Annotated in this window: 15 protein-coding genes and 1 pseudogene; 5 read left to right on the plus strand and 11 right to left on the minus strand. The window is 44.4% G+C overall.

What is annotated here, in order from left to right:
• Positions 1-11: 11 nt before the first annotated feature.
• Positions 12-1,394 carry an ABC transporter substrate-binding protein gene (locus tag PV433_RS14290; RefSeq protein WP_332072763.1) on the minus strand — a complete coding sequence of 461 codons (1,383 nt, stop codon included), beginning with the start codon at positions 1,392-1,394 and terminating at the stop codon, positions 12-14.
• A gap of 378 nt (positions 1,395-1,772) precedes the next feature.
• Between PV433_RS14290 and PV433_RS14295 the strand changes: the two genes are divergently transcribed.
• Positions 1,773-2,633 (plus strand): AraC family transcriptional regulator, encoded by an 861-nt coding sequence (locus PV433_RS14295; RefSeq protein ID WP_332072764.1) that lies wholly within the window; start codon positions 1,773-1,775, stop codon positions 2,631-2,633.
• A 415-nt stretch (positions 2,634-3,048) separates the two neighbouring features.
• On the opposite strand, the gene PV433_RS14300 is transcribed toward PV433_RS14295, so the two are convergent.
• From PV433_RS14300 to PV433_RS14320, 5 genes are all read right to left on the minus strand, one after another.
• Positions 3,049-3,612: a hypothetical protein gene (locus PV433_RS14300; RefSeq protein ID WP_332072765.1), complete on the minus strand. Its 564-nt coding sequence runs from the start codon at positions 3,610-3,612 to the stop codon at positions 3,049-3,051.
• Positions 3,613-3,883: 271 nt separating this feature from the next.
• Complete coding sequence (locus PV433_RS14305; protein WP_332072766.1) at positions 3,884-4,384, minus strand: DinB family protein; 501 nt, start codon at positions 4,382-4,384, stop codon at positions 3,884-3,886.
• A 194-nt stretch (positions 4,385-4,578) separates the two neighbouring features.
• Positions 4,579-4,863: a hypothetical protein gene (locus PV433_RS14310; RefSeq protein WP_332072767.1), complete on the minus strand. Its 285-nt coding sequence runs from the start codon at positions 4,861-4,863 to the stop codon at positions 4,579-4,581.
• Positions 4,864-5,502: 639 nt separating this feature from the next.
• Complete coding sequence (locus tag PV433_RS14315) at positions 5,503-6,891, minus strand: ABC transporter substrate-binding protein (protein WP_332072768.1); 1,389 nt, start codon at positions 6,889-6,891, stop codon at positions 5,503-5,505.
• Between the two features lie 162 nt (positions 6,892-7,053).
• Positions 7,054-8,043: a LacI family DNA-binding transcriptional regulator gene (locus PV433_RS14320; protein WP_332072769.1), complete on the minus strand. Its 990-nt coding sequence runs from the start codon at positions 8,041-8,043 to the stop codon at positions 7,054-7,056.
• A 289-nt stretch (positions 8,044-8,332) separates the two neighbouring features.
• Between PV433_RS14320 and PV433_RS14325 the strand changes: the two genes are divergently transcribed.
• From PV433_RS14325 to PV433_RS14340, 4 genes are all read left to right on the plus strand, one after another.
• Complete coding sequence (locus tag PV433_RS14325) at positions 8,333-10,333, plus strand: glycosyl hydrolase family 28-related protein (RefSeq protein WP_332072770.1); 2,001 nt, start codon at positions 8,333-8,335, stop codon at positions 10,331-10,333.
• Between the two features lie 266 nt (positions 10,334-10,599).
• On the plus strand, positions 10,600-11,274 hold the full coding sequence (locus PV433_RS14330; protein ID WP_332072771.1) for a response regulator transcription factor: 675 nt from the start codon (positions 10,600-10,602) through the stop codon (positions 11,272-11,274).
• Positions 11,271-12,638 (plus strand): sensor histidine kinase, encoded by a 1,368-nt coding sequence (locus tag PV433_RS14335; RefSeq protein ID WP_332072772.1) that lies wholly within the window; start codon positions 11,271-11,273, stop codon positions 12,636-12,638. The genes PV433_RS14330 and PV433_RS14335 overlap by 4 nt, the downstream gene beginning before the upstream one ends.
• A 185-nt stretch (positions 12,639-12,823) precedes the next feature.
• Positions 12,824-13,804, plus strand: a complete 981-nt coding sequence (locus PV433_RS14340) for an alpha/beta hydrolase (protein WP_332072773.1) — start codon at positions 12,824-12,826, stop codon at positions 13,802-13,804.
• Positions 13,805-14,291: 487 nt separating this feature from the next.
• Here the strand turns inward: PV433_RS14340 and PV433_RS14345 are convergent.
• The 5 genes and pseudogenes from PV433_RS14345 to PV433_RS14365 form a co-directional block, all read right to left on the minus strand.
• A pseudogene (locus PV433_RS14345) lies at positions 14,292-15,482 on the minus strand (IS256 family transposase).
• A gap of 103 nt (positions 15,483-15,585) precedes the next feature.
• Complete coding sequence (locus PV433_RS14350; protein ID WP_332072774.1) at positions 15,586-15,912, minus strand: AAA family ATPase; 327 nt, start codon at positions 15,910-15,912, stop codon at positions 15,586-15,588.
• 468 nt (positions 15,913-16,380) lie between these two features.
• Entirely contained in the window at positions 16,381-18,285 is a 1,905-nt protein-coding gene (locus tag PV433_RS14355) for a hypothetical protein (RefSeq protein ID WP_332072775.1), read from the minus strand.
• Positions 18,273-18,821 carry a hypothetical protein gene (locus PV433_RS14360; protein ID WP_332072776.1) on the minus strand — a complete coding sequence of 183 codons (549 nt, stop codon included), beginning with the start codon at positions 18,819-18,821 and terminating at the stop codon, positions 18,273-18,275. The genes PV433_RS14355 and PV433_RS14360 overlap by 13 nt, the downstream gene beginning before the upstream one ends.
• A complete protein-coding gene (locus PV433_RS14365; protein WP_332072777.1) occupies positions 18,811-20,055 on the minus strand; it encodes a hypothetical protein in 1,245 nt (414 codons plus the stop codon). Before PV433_RS14365 ends, PV433_RS14360 begins: the two co-directional genes overlap by 11 nt.
• Positions 20,056-20,162: the final 107 nt, after the last annotated feature.

The following is a 20,162-nucleotide window of genomic DNA, read 5'->3' on the forward strand; positions in this document are numbered from 1 at the left end:
CCTATACAGGACTACTGATTCTTTTTGTATTCCTCGATCGCGATGTTCGCTTGTTCCTCCGCTTGCAGCAAAGCGCTATTGATATCCAATTTCCCGACATTTGCTTGGGTGAAGAAGGAGCTGTACGCGTTTACGATCTTGGCATCATAAGGCGCCCTTTCCGGAATCGGTGCGAAATCATTGTAAAATACAGCTTTCATATTCCGATCGCGGTAAGGAGAGTCCTTGCCAAACTCCTGTTTGATTGGTTCCTTGTTCAGGACGGGCATAATGCCTTTGCGGGCCAAATTGGATTGGAACTCGTCGGAAACCATGAACTTGAGCACTTCCATCGCAGCGTCCTTGTGTTTGGCCATCTTCGTAATCCCGAAATAAGACGGGTACGATTGTGAGCCAATCCCGGGTTTTACCGTGGGCAGGGAGACGATATCCCAGTTTACGGCTTTCAGTTGTTCCTCCCACACGTAGATCAGACTCGACAGATACATCATCATGGCAGCGTTTTGATCTTTGACAAAAGCATTATTATTGTTAGGAACCGTTCCGGTTTGGGTCAACAGATCCGTATAACCGGACCCGGTTGTCGGACTTTTGAAGTAAGTTTCGTAGAACGTTTTCCAGCGCTCATCTTTATAAATGGTTGGTTTATTGGTTTGGGGATCGACATTGGGGATCGACATCGGATTCATGCGAATCGTGTGCGCCGGAGAATGAACGTATCCCAAATACTGCCGGTTGCCGTCGTTGCGGGATAGCCGGAGCGACAGCTTGACCATCTCTTCCCACGTCATGCCGTCTCGGGGGTATTCAACCCCGAATTTATCGAATAGATCCTTGTTGTAATACAAAACCAAGTTATTCGTTTGCACCGGAAGCCCGAATAGTTTGCCTCCCGAAGCCTGCCTCATCGCTTCGATGATCGTGGGCTCAAAACGATTCAGATCGACCTGATGCTTGTTGATCAGCTCAGACATGTCGTATTCAATGCCGTAGGGAAAAGCCCATTCCTCGAAGTTGCCAATCGACTGAAAAAAAATATCAAACCGCGTTTTGTTGGCAAGCAATTCATCCAGATTGGTTCCTTGGGTTCTCGGGATATACTTGATGGAATAGTCAGGGAACTTCTGGCGAATCAGGTCACCAAACCGGTAGTCAAAGCTTGCTTCGGAGTCGCCGTTATTGGTATAGAACACAATTTCCACAGGATCTCCTTTTTCGTTTTTGGAGCCGGGAGCATTCGGCATTGTTCGGGAGTCGTTGTCCGGATCTACCTGTCCGGATTGTGGACTGTCTCCTTCCGCTACGGTATGCGGCTTTCCGTTACAGGCCCCAAGCACGGTTGCCAACGTCAGCAAAAACAAGAGGCTCTTCAGAAAAGCGGGCTTTCCTTTCATCTTGGAAACACCATCCTTTTGTAGAATATCAAAACGGGGTGTTAACGCTTACAAAACAAGCTGTTTTTTATTTATTTCCTAACAGTAGTTCCAAAACTAAGCTGTGTCGAAGCGCGCTTTACGGAAAGCCGTCATCGCAGGAAGCAACACTGGCTTACTCCTCGCTTCCCCCCTTTCTGGTGTTCCGCTCAATCCGTTCTAAATGTTATGCAGAATAACAACGACAATCTAATCTCTCACTGAGAGTATATAGTATATTGCCGGTCGAATATATGAACATTCATGTTGAATACATACATAATTGTGTTATGTTTAGCTAAAAAGGGAGGTGTGGATTGTGAAGCGAACATGCACCTCGCAGGCCGCAGTCATAGGCTCATGATTACGTTATCGGGTTTTAATGGCTCCAATATCGCGGATCTGTCCAGCAGCGGCAATGATCATTACTTCACGGTTAACTCCTGCGGATATGAAAAATTCATGACGAAAAATGTCAAAAAGCTGAGGGAACATGGACGGCCAGACTTTCAAGTGATTTATATGCTGAAAGGAACGGGCCATTTTTGGATAGATGGCCGACAGACCGAGGCAGCCGAGGGGCAGATTGTGGTATTCCATCCGGATGAAAGACAGGAGTATGCCTATTCTGGCAAGAATTCGCCAGAGCTGTACTGGATTCATTTTTCCGGATACGGGGCGCTCCCGTTGCTTGAGACGGTTGGACTTTCCAAAAAGCGGTTATATCGTGTCGGAGTAGATCCGCAAGTGATCGAACTGTACAAAAAAATCATGGTTGAGCTTCAAATCAAAGCGCCGCTGTATCAATCCGCCGTCGATTCGTACACCATGTTGTTGATGTCGTTATTCGGAAGAAAGGCGAGTCTCGTGCAGAAGCCCGAAGCTTATGTAAAAGACCCGTCCATCTTGCAAATTATGACTGAAATGCATGCAGATTGCACCAAAAAATGGACCGTAGCGGACATTGCAAAACAATGTGGTTTGAGTCCGAACCGGGTCATGCATAAATTCAAGGAGCAAACCGGCAGGTCGGTCCTATGTTACTTGACCCAGATCCGGATGGATAAAGCCAAGGACATGCTTTTAAACACCTCGTTAAGCATAAAGGAAATTTCTCATCTCATCGGATACGATAACCAGCTCTATTTCAGTCGAGTGTTCCATAAAATGGAGAGTATGTCCCCGAGAGACTACAGGGCGGGGAAATTCAGACATCGCTAGAGTTGTGCGGTTCGTATGATCCCGTCAATATTAAAACAAAACTGCACTTAACCCGTTTCAGGTGCAGTATCTGATGTTCATGATCGACTTTGACTGAAAACCACTTTTTTGCTTTCTCGCATACACGGAATGAGAGATTACCATCGTATCAATTAGATCACGAGGGAATCAAAAACCCCGCCGCTTTGCTGGACTTTGCACGTCTGCGGAATTGCTCGAGCACGCGACTGCCTGCTCGATGCATGAATGAGGGTAGGCCCGGTGCGCTGATCCTCGGTGGGAACAGCAGTTAGACCTGTGCATCGAGCTGGGCTGGACCCACCCTGGATACATGCAACTATCGGCACTTTCAGTGCATCATCATGGGGATTCCTTGACTTTTGCGGAACTCCATAGGTTATGCCGTTTTTCACAGTTAAACAAGTTGTTCTGCTGCCAGATGAAAACGTCGAAAATCTTTGGTCAAAAAATTAATTTTTTTCTCGATTTTTCTTTTGACTTTCGGATCGGAACATTTCATAAGGTTATCTATATGCCGATCGAGCGTCTCTTTAATTTCAATGAGCCAGAACACATTATTGTAAGGATTCAACTCGTGCAAATCTTCCGCAAAAGCTTCGGATAAAAAACGAATATTCGGTTTATCCAACCACATGCGAACAGGAAAATAGGGAGGTGTGAAGTCTTCCCGATAATCTTGTCCTGGTACTTGATCCCAGAATTGTTTCCACTCGTGCATGAAGCCCGCTTTGTAGAAGATAAACTTTAGGAACCCGCACAGCCATGCCGTGCAGCTTGTATTCCGTTTTTGACAACCGAAACCATGTTTGATCGAGCGGCAACCCGAGCAGCAGGAACTACCGCCAGCAATACAAACTCGACAGATATGATCTGCCCCTACCCCTTGGAGAAAGTCAAGACCGACCTCGATCACTTTTTGTTTTGTTGTAGAGCATACCATCTCTTGCATACCAGACATGCAATCACACCTTCCCGTTTATATAAAAAAAACTTCTCCTGATTTAAATATTTGATTATTTGAATATAATGCATTATACCCTTTGAAGTTTCTTATTCAAAGAACAAAAAAAGTCCTTGGGATTCAAGGACCAAATAGGTTGCCGAGCATTTATTCAGATACATCGCTCATCAATGGTTCTTTTTCAAGTTGGCGCTCATCAAAATGAATAATTCCCCTTAAAAATCTAATATGGCTGTGAACATTTTCCGATAAAATGCTATTACTGCCTCTATAAGGAAAGTCCCTCTTTGATTTGTTCCATATGCCTTTGTTCATGTAAATACAGCGATCTGACCCAGTCCGACAACAACATCTCTTTGAAGACCGGATGTGTAAAATGTCTTCTGTTCAGCAAGGACGGATCTTCTACTGCGTTTAATAGTTCATTCAACCTTTCACGGGAATGGTGCAGCTTTTCAATGATCGATTCGGCCCGCACGATTTCATCGGTCGGTCTGGCAATGTCGGGGGCTTCCCATTTATGACTCCGATCAAGCATAAACTGTAACGGTTTATTTTCTACGGGGGATTCCTCATTACTCTTTAACGCTTTCTTTATTGCCATCACATACAGTTCCTCTGTCCTACTCAAGTGCTGGCACACCTGGCCGATACTCCAGCTGCGGGGATCTTTCCGTTTGTTCAATTGCTCTTCACTCAGATCTTGAATCATTTCCAGCAAACCGTCTCTCGTTACTTTCAAATGTTGCCTGATTTCCTGAAGTTCCATGATAAACTCCCTCCCCTGTTCCATATCTTACCACATGTTGCTCTCCCCTATCGAGACAGCTCCTTGCGGTTCGCGACGATAACGGTCTTTTCTTACCGTACTGCGCCTGCCGCTAAATCATACGTTAGCTAATGAACATTATCTGCCGCGTTTGAACGTCTCGGGCGGGGAGCCCCAATACTTCGCAAACACTCTCAACGGCCTGCAGGCAAATATACGCGATCGGTAAAAACGGCTACCAGCAAAAACGGTCCCAGCATGTACTGCTGCAGCAGCTCCCCGCAATGCGGGTCGTCCGGAAACATGAGCGGCATCGCTCGGGCAATCGGCATTCCCGTACGAGCGGCAACGTGCGCCGTTGCATACACGTATGGCAGCAGCCGGTACCTCAATCTGGCGTATTTGCGGAACATGTCCCGAAGAGGCTTTTCCAGAACGCACGGATTCCGGAAGTAGCTGCCGCTATTGATAACGACCAAGGCTGCAAAAAACCGGCATGAATGCTTTCGCGCATATCCACGTTAATATGGGAAGCGGTGTGCGCATGACCCGACAAACCCATGCTTAGCGCCTGAACGACCGCCACGACGCCGCTGTTGTATCTGCCCGATTCCGAAGCGGTAAACTGCTGAATGCCGGTATACCCCGAAACACAATGGATAAACGGTCTTTTCCCGTTTGCTCCACATATCCGTCATAACTTTGCTTGACCAGCAGTACCGGATACAAATTGCACAGTTCGCGGTCTTACATGCCATTCGCCCACTTCCGTTAAATTCTGCGTTTCAGCCAGCAGCCGTTCCGGATTGAATGTCGTTCCGACGTTGGAGGTGCTTCTCCGCCCGGTCAACAGACGTAGGGATATCTCCACTTCTCTCTATTTTACTTCACCAGATGACGCTTATCTAATCTATTATTCTCGCGAACGGGAAACTGCCAGTTTGATTTGACCGTTTCTGGCCACTTGCAGATTTCCTGTTGTTGTCGGATTCGTATTCGCGACATCGGTCTTTTTTTGACAATACGATTATGGTTATATGTTCTTGTCCTAATACAGCAAAGGATATATATTCTTGTCCTGTGCTGAGGACAAGGACATATATCCTTCGTTTACCGTATTACTTCTTCCCCTTCTCCTGAATCACCTTCTCGGCTTGCTCGACGGCAATGCGGAATGCCGTGTTTATGTCCGTTTGTCCCATCGCCAGCGGTAAAGCCTGATCCCGGTAAAATCGGAATACGTCCGTATCATACTCTGGAACTTTTGGCGTGATCGGAGCAAACTTCCGGGATATCATCGCCTGGTAGTTTTTGCTCTTAAATTCCGTGTTCGTTCCTAGCAGCCTCATCGTCGAGTCGGATTGCACGATCGGCAATACTCCTTTTGCGGCCAACTCATTCTGATACGCTTCAGATACCATGAATTTCAACAGTTCCATCGCTTCATCCTTGTTTTTCGTTTGCGAAGTAAGACCGAAGTATACCGGATACGATTGCGATCCAACATTCGGCAGTTCCTTAAAGGTCGGCATCGGGGCTATATCCCAATCAAACGTTTTTAGCTCATTTGGCACAGAGGTCGGAAGCGTATTGGGGTATACAAGCATGGCCAAGCTTTGCTCTTTCGCGAACTGGTCCAGAGCGGGGAAGTTTTTCAGCTTAGTCATCCCGTCACGGTAACCGCTGTCGGCTGACGGAGTAATGAAGACAGTTTCGAACAATTGCTTCCAGCGGCTGTCGGTTGTAAGCGTCGGCTTCTTGGTAGCCATATCCACATTTGGCACGGAAAGCTGGTTCATCCGGATGATGTGATCGCGTGAAGACGCGATGCCGTAATATTGCTTGCCGTTTTCAACTCGAGTGACTTTGCGAGCCAACTCGTTCGCCTGATCCCACGTCATATCGGTCGTGGGCATCTGTACACCGAATTTATTGAAAATATCTTTGTTATAGAACAACGTTAGAGTGTTTGTCGAAACCGGTAGCCCGTACATCTTCCCCCCTGAAATTTGCTTCATCGCCTCGATTACGGTTGGTTCCAGCCGGTTCAGATCGATGCCGTGTTTTTTGATCAGATCCGTCATATCGAATTGCAAACCATGTTCGAACAACGCAGTTTCATAATTGCCGATCGACGTCCAAAAAATATCGATTCTCGTTTTCGAGGCAATCATCTCCGGCAACGTTGACCCAGCCTTGCTCTGTATGTAGTTGATGGTAAATTGAGGGAAGGCTTTTCTGAGAGCGTTTCCATAATTTTCGTTAAACACTTGCTCCGATGCGTTGTTATTCGAGTAAATATTGATTTCCACCGGGTCCGTCTTAACGGCAGCCGGCTGACCTGGTCCTGGAGTCCCGCTGTCCCCAGCACCTTTCGAATGATCCGAAGTACTGCTACATGCCGATATCCCGAGTGCCATTGTCCCGGCCAACAAACCGATTGAGATCCCTTTCATATTTCGGTCCCCTTTCAAAATGAATAGGTGATTTTTCTCATCCCTGGCCATCCTCACTGTAGCTTTCTGTTGCCGTCTACATTTCACTCACCTCCATTGCATTATTGTTATACGTTTACTCAAATAAGAAGAAAAATATGGCCTATTTAATATTAAACGTTTACTAAAAGATTTAAAAAAATTTGTACTTACTCAAAGAACCCGCAGTCCGGTTCAACCCGTCGAACGAGTTGATTCCCGGACTCTCAGCTCCGTCGTTAGAACCTTTCGAAAAAAATGGCCTTCTTCTGCGGCATCCGCTTCATCCGTTATCAGATCGATAATTGTGCGGGCCAGTTCGACGATGTCAGGTCCTACAGTCGTAATCGCGACGGGCAGCAGCGACTGCGTTTCCGGCAAGTCGTCATATACTACAAGTGACAACTGCTCTGGAATGCGCACACCTTCTGCATAAGCTGCCTTGACGAATTCACGCAGCAGCCCTTCGCTGTCGACTACAATCGCCGTAGCCCCGTATTCGTGAAAATGCCGCATGAAGTCGCGCACCTTGAGCGACATGTCCGGATTTCCAACCAAGGTCATCACATTCAACTCTGGACGGAATTCCAGTCCAAGCTCCACCAGCGATTCCGTGTACCCTAGCCATTTATCCGAATGTCCTCCCAAAAAGGCGATATGCGTATGTCCGAGTTCGAACAAATGACTCATCGCCAGCTTGACTGCTCCTTTGCGGTCAATATCGAGCCAGTGGGCATTCTCCTGATTCCAGCCTTCCCGGCCCCCGACTTCGAGGATGGTGCCGTTAAACTGCTGCTTGGCAGCGATATACTCCGGAGTCTTACGTCTGTCCAGCCAGCATACCGCCCTGTTGATAAAATATTCCCGGAACGACCGGAGCGCCTCTTCCCGTTCCGCCATCGATACCATCACGGTATAGCCTCGGCTCGACGCCTCCTCCTGAATTTGATTGCAAGTCCGGTAGAAGAAAGGCTCTTCCCGCTTCGGCCAAATCAAGCCGACTCCATTCGAGGAACGGTCGACCAGACGTTTGGCTGCCAAGTTAGGTACATAATTGATTTGCTTGGCAATATCGAGAATTTTCCGGCGTGTCTCTTCGCTCACTCCGGGTTCGTTATTTAGCGCCCTGGATACCGAAACAAAGGTGACGCCGGCCAATTTGGCTATGTCTTTAATAGTAGGCACCAACATCCCCCCAATCATAACTACTTTCATCCGTTAGCTGAAAGTATATAGTTAAACGTTTCCTTTGTCAATTCATACAATACCAAGAAAAACCTTTCTTCAATCCCTTTACCAGAAGCACTTTTTTAATCATATACCAGGTCAAGCCCGCAGCATTATAGTTATTTACAAAGATAACGTTTAAGTATATAATCGCCATTAACAGACTACAACCACATCAGCTAAATCAACGGCAATCCACTCTAAAGAACCGGCCTACCGGTTCACCAATTTCAGGAGGCGGTATTTTATGGCTGACTTAGCGGATCTGCAGATAGCAGAGCAGACAGAGAACACAGAGAACACGAAGAAGAGCTTACGGATGAACCGGAGGACGCTTCTGGCATCGCTTGGCATCGCCGGAATCGCTTTAGGGTCCCGGGCTTTAATGGCTCCAGGCTTGGTCGAAGCTGCGGATTTTCATGGAAGCGTTACCAGTTCGGTCTACGGAGGAGGCGGCCTGGATTCATGCTGTACAGAGGCGCAGGCGCAAATCGCAAGCATTATGAATCGTCTTGACCACATGTGTGTCGTAAACGTAAAAGATCATGGCGCGTTGGGTGACGGAACAACAGATGATACCGCAAGTATTCAGGCTGCCATCAATATGGCCTCAACAAAAGGCGGCGGCACCGTATACATACCCGGCGGAACGTATATGATCAGTTCACCGCTTGTAATGGCTTCCCATGTAGTTCTGCACGGAGAGGGAAATGTAAGCGTTATCAAAGCTTTCGCCACCAGCGGCTGGGGAAGTACATATTTATATCGGGGCATGATCGATATGGTTGGCGTTCAATACGGCGCGATAAAAGATTTATGTTTGCACCAGAACGGCTCCGCACGAATACCCGCCAACGTTCTAAGCTATGCCGTACTGGTTAACGCCTCCAGCGATTTGGTTATCGATCATGTATCTTTTATTGACCCGGGGCTCAATGATGAATACAGTCATCCTTCCGGCCCGCAACTAGCACTGATCGCTCAAGACGAATTAAAGCCTGGCTGGGGTGGCGGCATCGGAGGCTGCTATCGCGTATCGGTACGCAAATGCCGGTTTATCCAAACCGGTACATCCAGTTGCGATTTTGCAATACGCGTGCTTAGCAATTGGGAAAAGCAGATTCCAACTGAAAATTTTATCCATTACAACGAAGGTCATACGTTTATCGACTGTTACTTTAAAGGAGAATATTCTTGGAACACATTGGAGTTTGCCGGCGGGGCAACCCGATACAATAAAGTGACGCATTGTTTGTTTGATGGTAAGACGCTTACCCATATCGATTTCGATAAAGGGAGCAACAATAATATAGCCGCTTTCAATACCATCTATAGCGGAGGCAAGGCTGACCGTTATATTACGGACACAACTAAAAGAATGAATTGCATCGATGATCATGGTACCGCTGCCGGTTACTTGAATTACGGAAATACCATTGCTTACAATTCCATTAACAATCTGAACAATGACAGTGCAACCGATAATTATGAAAGCGCGATCAGTGTATCGTATACAAGACAGTCGCTCATAGTGGGAAACACCATCAACAACGTGAACAAAAAGTTGATTGGCGGCGGTATTTTTATATCTAAAAATGTGGATGGTATTGCCATCGAAGATAACCGGATCCGCAATGTGCGCAAAGGCATTTATACAGATGCGAACTCCAATAACACCAACGGATTGCGGATTCATAATAATGAGATCGAAGCTGTAGATCAAGCGATCATCATTGCTTTGCTGCCAGGCGGCGGCAAAGGGTTCTCCTTTACGGGCAATAAATTGAAGACGACATCGGCGCAAAACTGCTTACACGTATCGGCAGGAATACTGGAAGCCCCGATATACGCTCTCAACACGGCGGAAAATGGGGTGATCAACTTCGTACTTGCCGGGCAAAATGCCATTGCGATCGGCAATGTCTCTAGGAACGCTTCATCATACTCCTTTCAGGTGCGCGAGAAAATGACATTAATCGGAAATGTTTCGCTAAATCCTACCACAGGCGATCTGACCAAGCTCAGCGCTTCCCCGCTGCCTTCCCTTATCGGTAACACTTTCACCGGGGCTACGGAGACCTCGGCTCCGGCTTTCATGTACGGGACTGCTGCGCCTATCGATGGTACGTGGAAACAAGGGGATATTTTCTACAACACGAATCCGACTGCAGGATCAAACGTGGGCTGGATCTGCACGATCGCAGGTACACCTGGTACATGGAAATCTTTTGGGGCAATTTCCGTTTAAACCGGTGGCTGTGGCTCTTGACGGTGTCGGATGACGAGAACGCTACCTCCTTAAAAGGCCGCGTATATTGCGGCTTTTTGCGTTATGAAGTATTGATTCTATTGCTCCCCTCCAGTTCATCTACGGCCTTTATAACTAATTTCTGATATCCTTACCGAGTCAAGAGGCTTGTACCGCGGTGTAACGCAATGTTGCACGATTTGTTGTATGATATCGTAATGAACGATTTCTACACTGGAGCTTTACAGCCAGGAAAGAGGGTTGGCATGGCTACGATACTTGTTGTTGACGATGACGCGAACATTCGCGAGCTCGTGTGCTTGTTTTTGCGTAATGATGGATTTGAAACCGTCGAGGCAACCGATGGAAAGGAAGCGCTGGCCGTTTACGGCAGAATGCATGTCGACCTGGTTGTGCTGGATATCATGATGCCGATCATAGACGGCTGGACGTTATGCAAGGAGCTCCGTAGAGCGAACCCGGATCTCCCCTTACTGATGCTCACGGCCAGAGGAGAAACGTGGGAGAAAGTGAAAGGTTTCGAACTCGGGACGGACGATTACTTGACCAAACCGTTCGATCCATTGGAATTGACGGTTCGCGTGAGAGCATTGTTGAAAAGATACCGCATTATTTCCACCAATCTCATTCAATTGGGCAACGTCGTTCTCGATCGCCAGACATACAAGGTGACCATCGGCACGGAGTCGCTTGCGCTGCCGCTGAAAGAATTCGAGCTGTTGTACAAACTGGCAGGCACGCCCGGCCAAGTCTATACGCGGGAACAGTTAATCGATCAAATTTGGGGCATTGACTACACGGGTGATGATCGCACGGTGGACGTGCACATTAAACGTTTGCGGGAGCGGTTCGCATCGGCGGATGATTTTCGGATCGAAACCGTTCGCGGACTGGGCTACCGTCTAGAGGCCGGCAAATGATCAAATCGTTGTATATCCGCGTTGTCCTGACATTCCTGCTCTCGGTCATTGCAGGTTCGGTCACTGCTTATGCACTTGCCGTGTGGCTGTACGATGAGAAATTGAACGAAAATTCGCAAGTGCTCCTGATGAACTTTGGGCAAGATATCGTCCGTTTGTACGAAACCATGCCTGCCGACAAAGCGGATACCTATATAAGCGGGATGAAGCAGCTCGATTCCTACCATATCCGCATTTACGATGGAACGGGTCTCGTTCAGTCTTACGGATCGCTTGACGGACAATTGCCGATATCGGTGACAGTGGAACAAGTAAGTCAAGTTCGACATGGAGGCATCGTCCAAGTCCATATAGGCGGCGTAGCCCCCGCTTTGCTGGGACTGCCTTTGAGGACGGACGAGGGGACCCAGGCGATGTTTGTAGAACCTCGCACTCCGCCTTCGGCTGCATTTGCCAAGCAGTGGGTGCTTACTTTTTTGGCCTACTTCCTCGTTACAGGCAGCTTGTTGATCCTCATTGCCTCCATTTTTCTGGTGAGACCGATCAATAAGTTGACGAGAGCGACCAAGCGTATAGCGTCCGGGGATTTCGACGTTCGGCTGAACATTAAGCAGACCGGGGAGTTGGGCACGCTGGCCCGAAGCTTTGAGGATATGACGCATGATCTTCAGCAGCTTGAACAAATGCGCAGGGAATTCGTGGCCAATGTATCGCATGAGGTGCAGTCTCCCCTTACATCCATATCGGGATATGCCTTGGCGCTTAAACAGGCGAACGTTGCTGAGCAGGATCGGGATCGTTATATAGAGATTATCATAACCGAAGCGAAGCGCATGTCCAACATGACCGATGGCTTGCTGAAGCTCAGCCAGCTCGAATCGCAGACGCAGCAATTGCGAATGACCGCGTTCCAACTGGATGAACAAATTCGGAGAGTCATCGTGGCCATCCAACCGCAGTGGTCTGCCCGCGACATCCATTTTGACATGGATTTGGAGGAAACCGGCATCACGGGCGACTATGACCTGCTTCATCAGGTATGGACCAACATCATCGGCAACAGTATCAAATTTTCGAATGATGGCGGGGTTATCGCCGTTCGCATGAAACGGGATGCCCCAAACGTGACCGTCTGCATCTCGGATAAGGGGATTGGCATCCTTCCGGAAGACCAGGAGCGGATTTTCGAACGTTTCTTCAAAGCAGACCGCTCGCACAGCCGCAAACAAGAGGGAAGCGGCATGGGGCTCGCCATCGCCAAGCAAATTGTGACTCTCCATCAGGGCAGCATCTCCGTAGAAAGCGTACCTGGCCAAGGTACGGCCATGACCGTTGCATTACCGCTAACTTTGCGAGCAGAATAACGCGTTCCACCGTTACTCGGTGACAAATGGGGAGGTTGTTGCATCTTTGGGATGTTGCGCCTCCCTTTTTTTGGCGTGTTCATACTCCGTTCATATTGTCGTCACGAAGGGTACATCTTGGTTGACTATGCTGTGGATATGCCGCTGCGGCGGCTCTACAAACAGAAGGGCAGGAGAAGATAAACGTGGCACAAACGGCGGAAATACAAACAACGAATGGAACCAGGAGCCGCAAAAAACGGAACTTATGGTTGAAAATAATCGGAGGTATTGTCGGTGCGCTCGTACTGTTTATGGGCATCGTGTTTGTCGTTAATGCCATCAGCAACGAGGTCGAGAAAAAGAAAATCGAATTGTACGGCCAATACGTCAATGTGGATGGAAAAAAAATGAATGTGCTCATTCAGGGCGACGGCGAACCGACTATCGTCCTCCTTCCGGGACAAGGAACCCCGGCGCCTGCGCTTGATTTCAAATTGCTGATCGATGATTTGTCTCCCCATTACAAGGTCGTGGCAATCGAGCCTTTCGGTTATGGATGGAGCGACGAAACAAAAAAAGAACGAACGACAGAAAATATCGTCAGCGAAATTCACGAAGCTGTGGAGCAGTCGGGGCTGGATCGTTACGTTCTGATGGGGCATTCCATCACGGGACTGTACGGAGTGTCCTATGTGAACACTTATCCGGATGAAGTTCTTGCTTTTGTCGGCATCGATAGCAGCGTTCCCAATCAACCCGGCATGGATGTTAAATTGCCTTTGAAATCGATGCAGTTTCTTCAAAAATCCGGTCTGATGAGATTGATCAAAAAAGGGAGCGGAGATCTATATGAGTCGCTTGCATTCGATGAGCATACGAAAGAACAGATGCTCTTGATTTCGAATCAAGTCACCAGCAATCCAACGATGATGAATGAGTTGAGACACCTGGGGTCCAATTTCAAAAATGGAGAACAACTCACCTACCCTTCGGATTTGCCGTTGCTACTATTCGTCCAATCGAATAACGAGAACAATAAGATGTGGGTTCCACTGCATGAGGAGCAAGTCAAACAATCCGCACAGGGCAAGATGATTCCGATGGAAGGTTCACATTACCTGCACCATACGAAGTTTAAAGAAATCGCTGAAGAATTTAAGGCTTATATGGAGCAAATTCAATAAAACACCACATCACTTATTAAATCAGTTACGGGTGTTTTATCGTGTACCGTTGAGATTACACACCTTTCTTTGTTTGCATAGATTGATACGGACTTGGTCTGCAGGATCTCCCGATTTTAAGGACTTCTCTTATTTCATAACTGTTATAGAAAGCCAACATCGAGTTTATTTCTTACCTCAATTGCTTTATCAATACTTTCCGCTGAAATTTCTAGTTTCTCGTTTAAATCTATAATAAAACCATTTTTGAGTTCAATAATACTAACAATGCCGGTAAGCATATTATTATTCTTTTGATTTTTAAAGTAAGTTAAGTAGCCTATCCATCTATTTTGACCATTAGTTGGTAGCGTCAAGAAGTTTGTGTAAGGTGGTAGGGTTATCCATCGGAACGATGGATAGTCAATTCGTTTTAAGATATTGGAATATTCTGAATATTCTCCGTAGAGCAGGATGAAGCCCAAGCGAAGGCGCGGGAGCTGGATTTTTATTCCTCTTCTACTACAGGAACAGGATAACGTTCTTCAAATAGCTCCAGGAGTTCTTTCTTCACCGTTGGATCTCCAAACCCACGAATGACGCGGTTCTCGAATCGCTCGTTATAGTCAATTGCGTCTAGATAGATAACTTTCTCGGCTGCGTCAATGTTCGTTAAGCTGTTCATGGGTCTGAGCCGCTTTCGGAATTCCTTGTTCATGCGTTCGATCGGATTTGAGGTATAAATAGCCTCTTTGATCAACCTAGGATACTTGTGGAAGGTAAGCAGTGTGGGCAGTTGATCCTCCCAAGACTGGATTTCCTTCGGGTATTTCTTGCCCCACTTCGCTTTTACCGTATCGAAAGCAGCCATGGCAAGCTCCCGATCTAGTGCGTTGTAGATCGTCTTCAGATCGTCGATAAAGTCTGCCTTATCTTGCACCCGAATCTTAGGGAATGTAGACCGAACCTTATGGACAATGCAATGTTGTACATCCGCTTTCGGATACACTTCACGAAATGCATCATCCAGCCCTGGGAGGCCGTCAAACACGCCTAACAATACTTCTTGAGCCCCACGCTTGTACAGGTCTTTCAAGACATCACGCCAACCGTTAGCGCTCTCTTGACCGCCTACGTAGAAACCAAGAATCTGACGATGTCCATCTTCAACGATACCCATGGCAAAGTAAATCGCTTCGCCGCTAACCGTGCTGCGTTTGAGCTTCACGTACAGGCCGTCCAGGTAAATAACCGAGTAACGTTTCTTTAACGCTCTGGACTGCCACTGGTGGATATCCTCTAGGACGGTTGATGTAATGTTGCTGACGGTAGTAGGCTAGTAGTGGCTGCCAAACATACTTTCAATGAAACGGGCAACATCCCGCGTACCCATCCCGCTTTTGTACATCTGGATGACGGCCTCCTCCAGCCAGCCGTCACGCCGCTGATAAGGCTGAAACACTTGGGTTTGAAACTCGCCACTCCGATCACGAGGCACCTGCAAATCCTCGATATAGCCGTACTTGGTGTGGAGGGAACGTTTGTAGTACCCATTGCGGCTGTTAGACTCGGAAGAGTCCTTCCCTTCCAAGAAACTTGTGATTTCGGCTTTCATAATCCGTTCCAGGTTGTCTTGGATAAAGTCAGTAACAAGATTTTCAAATAGATCTGAGAGCGTATTTTCGTGTATAGTTGCCATGTGTAGGGTTCCTTTCTTGGTGACTTTTGCAATCCCGAGAATACCCTACTTTTTTGTTGCCTGACTAGGCTCCAATTCTTGGTACACAAACTATTGTACACCGTCAATGCAGAGATCGCTTTTTTGTAGTAAAAGAATAAGTCATCCTAATTGTTAGTTCAACGTGATTAATAAGATCCCGATACCGATCATTTTCTGGCACCTCTGAAAAAGTGAGCTCAATTTTTACTAAGCTTTTATTTGAGTATTGATGAATCCCTTCAAGTAAAGAATACTCCTCTTTTTCATAGTTAAAAAACACATTCAAAGCTTTTAAAAGCCCAGATTTACCTGTGTTGTTCTCACCAACAAGAGCAGAAATTTTCCCACTTTGAACAGTACAATTATTAATTGATCTGAAATTTTTTATATTAATTTTATCTAATCTCATTTCCTGCCCCCGATAATGTGGATTTTTTAACGTAGCGTCAATTGGATAAAAGGCAATGAATACAACTTTTTTTATTTTTTTAATACGTTACGTCAGGACCCCTTTCCCACCTAAGCCCATGCGAGGACAAGGGTGGAAATCATTATCAAGTCACGTTCTTGCTAAAGTTAAAAACTCGCCACCCTTCACCGGATGACGATATTTTTAATAAATGAAATTATTAACTAACTTTCATCCTCATAAGTGCCTTATGTGCAGCACTCTTATCAAGTCCCAATATTCCCCTGACGAAAAACACTTGTTAAATAAAAATTGATACACTTCTTCTTTACTAACTTTTGTCTATCTTATGCGGCAATACTTTCTTGTCGTATTATTCTTGTTCTTCTGAAAAGAGTTTATCACTGCCGATACCATCGTATAGGCTTATTCATTGTAGAATTTTATAGATTCCAGCAATTCATTAAACTAACTTCTCTTCTTCAAAAGCTTGTCATTATCCGAAAGTTTTAATTTGATAAATTTCTCAAAGCCTTTGGGGTATTTCCCCACTCCAGTAGTCAGTAAAATTTGGTGCTTACATCTTGTTTCAATATCCATAATTTTTTCGAGGCATTTGTCAAGATTCTCTTTATCAATCCCCAAATTTTCAGGTGTATCAATTAGTAAAAATTTAGGGAATGGCATGTTTTTTATCTTTAGCGACATCTTAAACAAAGTAAAAAAATACATTAATCTTTTTTGGACTTCGGAACTAGCTTGAGTGTACACACCATTATTTATTACGGGCATATAATCATCGATATCAATCTCTGCTTCAGTTACGTCGTCTGCAACATCAGTCATCAACAAATTATATATTGCATTGAATTCACTAACTGTGGCAGTGATAACCTCAGATAAGTCATCCTCCAGACTAGAAACTTGTCGCTTTAAACCTTCATACAAATTCTTTTTCGAGTTAAACTCCTTGTCGAGTTCAGAATACTTTTCTGAGATTTTTTGTTTTTGCTCATATTCTTGAATTTGATCCTTTAGTTCAAGAATTTTATCATTACATTGCGTTAACTCAAAATCGTTTGAATAAAAATCACTAGTGTGCTCATACTCTCTAATTTGTTCAATTATTGCATTGCGTTGAATTTCCAAGGCATTCATTTCGTTCAAGACGCTCTTCAGATCTTCTTCACAGGATTGAATAGCTTGTTCAACTGTCAATACAGACCTTTGTTTTGACCTTAAAATATCAAGATACTCTTTGGGGGTATAGAAAAACCGCTCATATTCTAGATCATCTAATGGTTTTCCACAAACACAATGATTTTCTTCTCTTTCAATGGCCCGCAAACAACACGGACAAGTATTATGGGCAAATATATTTAAATGTTTTTGGGTAGAAAGTATTTTTTGAATACTTGTAACCTCAAGGATCATGTCCTCCTTGAGAGAAGCCAAATTTTTAATCTCATTCGATAAACTATGATATGTATTTTTATACCGCGATATTTGATTCTCTAGATTAAAAAGTTTATTTTGTAGTTCCTGGATCTGCCGCTGAAGATGTGTTACATTCGATGGGCTTTTCTTGATACTTTCTCTATAGAGAGTAACCTTTTTGAGTTGCTCTGTTAATTTAGTTAATTCATCTATCACGAGGTCAGGATTTAATTCTGTTGTTCGATAGCCCATTTCGGAAATAACGTCAGAATAATTGTCGAGAGTCGCTTTGGCTGCATCTTTTTCTCTTTCTAATGACTGTAGCTTTCCGAGCTTTGAATAATAATCGTTAAATTGATATCCAGTAAGCATTTCGAAAATCACTTTGCGAATTTGAAGCGAATCAGCAATGAAATTATGGGGAGTACGATGCTCCTTATAAATATGCTGGGGAGATGTATTTTGGTCATAATGGATCAAACGGAATAAGTCAGCAATATTAATTTTAAATTTCTTGTATCCTTGTTGAATTTCCACCACTTCAATATTAAGCTTTGAAAGTAACCAATCAGAAAATATCTCAGGGCTTGATTCAGATCTAAAAATTGAAAAAACCGACACATTTCCTTTTGCGTCTTCCACTATTATTCGATTATCGCCAAAAAAACGTTTGAAACAATACTTTTTGTTTGATATTTCAACTCTAAGGAGAACATAATTATCCTCGTCATTACAAATTTCAATATGCTTCTTTTTCTCTTTACGATCAAATTGCTTAACATAAATACCTAGGCCATAACAAATCAGATCGCTAAAAGTTGTCTTTCCTGTACCATTTTTACCTTCAATTATGTTAATACCAGTATCAAATTCTGGAGACTCAAAGATGTAATTTTTCCCACTGTACACAACTTGGTCTATTTTCAAAAATCCCATACCGTCACACCTTTGTTCTCATAAATCTGCTTTAACAGCGTCCCGCAGGTTAAAGTCCTTATTTTGGGGTAAATGGAACGAAAGAGAATAATATTATCAATCTCATACTGAAATAAATTATTGTTCAAAAAGGTATCTCCGACCTTTTCTACATTGATCCACACATCAATAGTGTTGGATTTATCATTTCTGCTAAGAGTTATAAATTCTTTTCTTTCAAGTGCAGCAATAATTGATGAAATCAGTTTCTGCCTCATACGACTATTGATGTAAATTTCCTTAAGCTTTTTCCTTTCTTCAAGGCTCGGAAGCAGAGTTTTATTGTTGTATTGCACAAGGATGTGTAGTAGATTTTCATTGGAGATAAACGGAATGATATAAGACAACTTTGTATAATCCTTAAATCTATTTTTTTCACTGTCACATCTTAGAGTATATAGAAAATAAATAATGTGATATGTAATAAAATAATAATCATCTTCAAGATGGAACATGATTCGTTTCTTTACATCAACGTTTTTCCCTTTAACTTCCAACAGCTTCACCCTCAAAATTCATATAGCATGAATCAAATAATTCAAGAATTGTATTGCGTATCAAGGTTTCATTCTGGAGCTCATATGCATAATCTTTACTTGTATCTTGTAGTAAAGACCGGCAATGTAAAAAAAGTTGTTCTATCCAAAAATCAATAACCTCTGGTGTAATTGGATTATCTCGATGAACTCGAATCAATTCTTCGAGCTTATCCTCACATCCCTCAAATAACCGATAACGAAAAGCCGCACTAAATTCATAATGGGTTTGATCCAATTCAATTTTAGCAGCCGATACTCTTCTTGCAAGCTTCCCCAATTTGCTTTGCGGGAAGTTACTGCAAACAGCTTCAATTTTTAATGACAAGTTTCGTTTGTCAGTAGGCTCATCAAGCTCATTCCACATTTTATGAACAGGGTCGGACTTTTTTGCCACATTCCCCGCGACCTTCAGCATGATATTTTCGACTAATTCGGCTGGAACAAGTCGGGCGTAATTATCTTTGGTTGCTTGTCTTTTTTCAATTTCATGTTCGAGTAAACTTAGAACAAGCTCCTCTTTTCCAGGCAATAACTGAACCAGCCCAAAACCACGTATTTCACTTAATAATAATTCCTCTAACTTTTTCTCATCATCTTTTTCAAATTGCCAATCGATCCTATTGAAAAAATCTTTCCACATTGTGTCATCCCAGGCTTTGAGGATCGCAACATTTCTAGAATTTATACCATACTGAGTTTCATACTCGTCTATTATTATTGCCTTTGCTGCAGGCAAAAGGTTTGGATAGTCATAATCCTGTTGAGATAATAATTGTAAGATCGGCTTATCAGGCAAAGTAATTCCAAGCCTTCTAGTTTTCCTTGTGTTATATTCCCGGCCATACCTTACATTTGTATAAAAGCCAAAATAATGACTGTCGGACATTTGATAACTGAGCCAACAATCAAGAAAAATTATTATTGAGTTCCTAACTTCAGCCGCACTAAAAGAAAAAGAGACCTTAGGATCGTAATTCTTATCTCCTTCGGTATACGTTTCCCTAACACCATCCTCTTTGACTTCCAATGTATACACATCATCTTCAAATTCTGTGGCAGCACAGACAGCAACATTCCGCTTCTCCTTCATTTTTCTAAGGAGAAGGGATATTGCACGAAGTTTTTGAAGACGAAATCCCTTTGATTGTTCCCCAACTTCCCTATCTATGCGTTCAATTGGTTCATCGAACATTGTATCTACATCCTTGGTCAATAATTTCAAAACCAATGTCATTTATCGGTAAATGACATTAACATTCCATATTCGACCAATCTTGTCGTTTACCTGCATAAAAATAA

Source organism: Paenibacillus sp. GYB004 (genome assembly GCF_036577605.1).
In the GTDB taxonomy this organism is placed as follows: Bacteria; Bacillota; Bacilli; order Paenibacillales; family NBRC-103111; genus Paenibacillus_AB; species Paenibacillus_AB oceani.

Coding starts and splice junctions, on each gene's coding strand:
- PV433_RS14290 (WP_332072763.1), bottom strand. CDS start 1,394: ATGAAAGGAAAGCCCGCTTTTCTGAAGAGCCTCTTGTTTTTGCTGACG.
- PV433_RS14295 (WP_332072764.1), top strand. CDS start 1,773: ATGATTACGTTATCGGGTTTTAATGGCTCCAATATCGCGGATCTGTCC.
- PV433_RS14300 (WP_332072765.1), bottom strand. CDS start 3,612: ATGTCTGGTATGCAAGAGATGGTATGCTCTACAACAAAACAAAAAGTG.
- PV433_RS14305 (WP_332072766.1), bottom strand. CDS start 4,384: ATGGAACTTCAGGAAATCAGGCAACATTTGAAAGTAACGAGAGACGGT.
- PV433_RS14315 (WP_332072768.1), bottom strand. CDS start 6,891: ATGGCCAGGGATGAGAAAAATCACCTATTCATTTTGAAAGGGGACCGA.
- PV433_RS14325 (WP_332072770.1), top strand. CDS start 8,333: ATGGCTGACTTAGCGGATCTGCAGATAGCAGAGCAGACAGAGAACACA.
- PV433_RS14330 (WP_332072771.1), top strand. CDS start 10,600: ATGGCTACGATACTTGTTGTTGACGATGACGCGAACATTCGCGAGCTC.
- PV433_RS14335 (WP_332072772.1), top strand. CDS start 11,271: ATGATCAAATCGTTGTATATCCGCGTTGTCCTGACATTCCTGCTCTCG.
- PV433_RS14350 (WP_332072774.1), bottom strand. CDS start 15,912: ATGAGATTAGATAAAATTAATATAAAAAATTTCAGATCAATTAATAAT.
- PV433_RS14355 (WP_332072775.1), bottom strand. CDS start 18,285: ATGGGATTTTTGAAAATAGACCAAGTTGTGTACAGTGGGAAAAATTAC.
- PV433_RS14365 (WP_332072777.1), bottom strand. CDS start 20,055: ATGTTCGATGAACCAATTGAACGCATAGATAGGGAAGTTGGGGAACAA.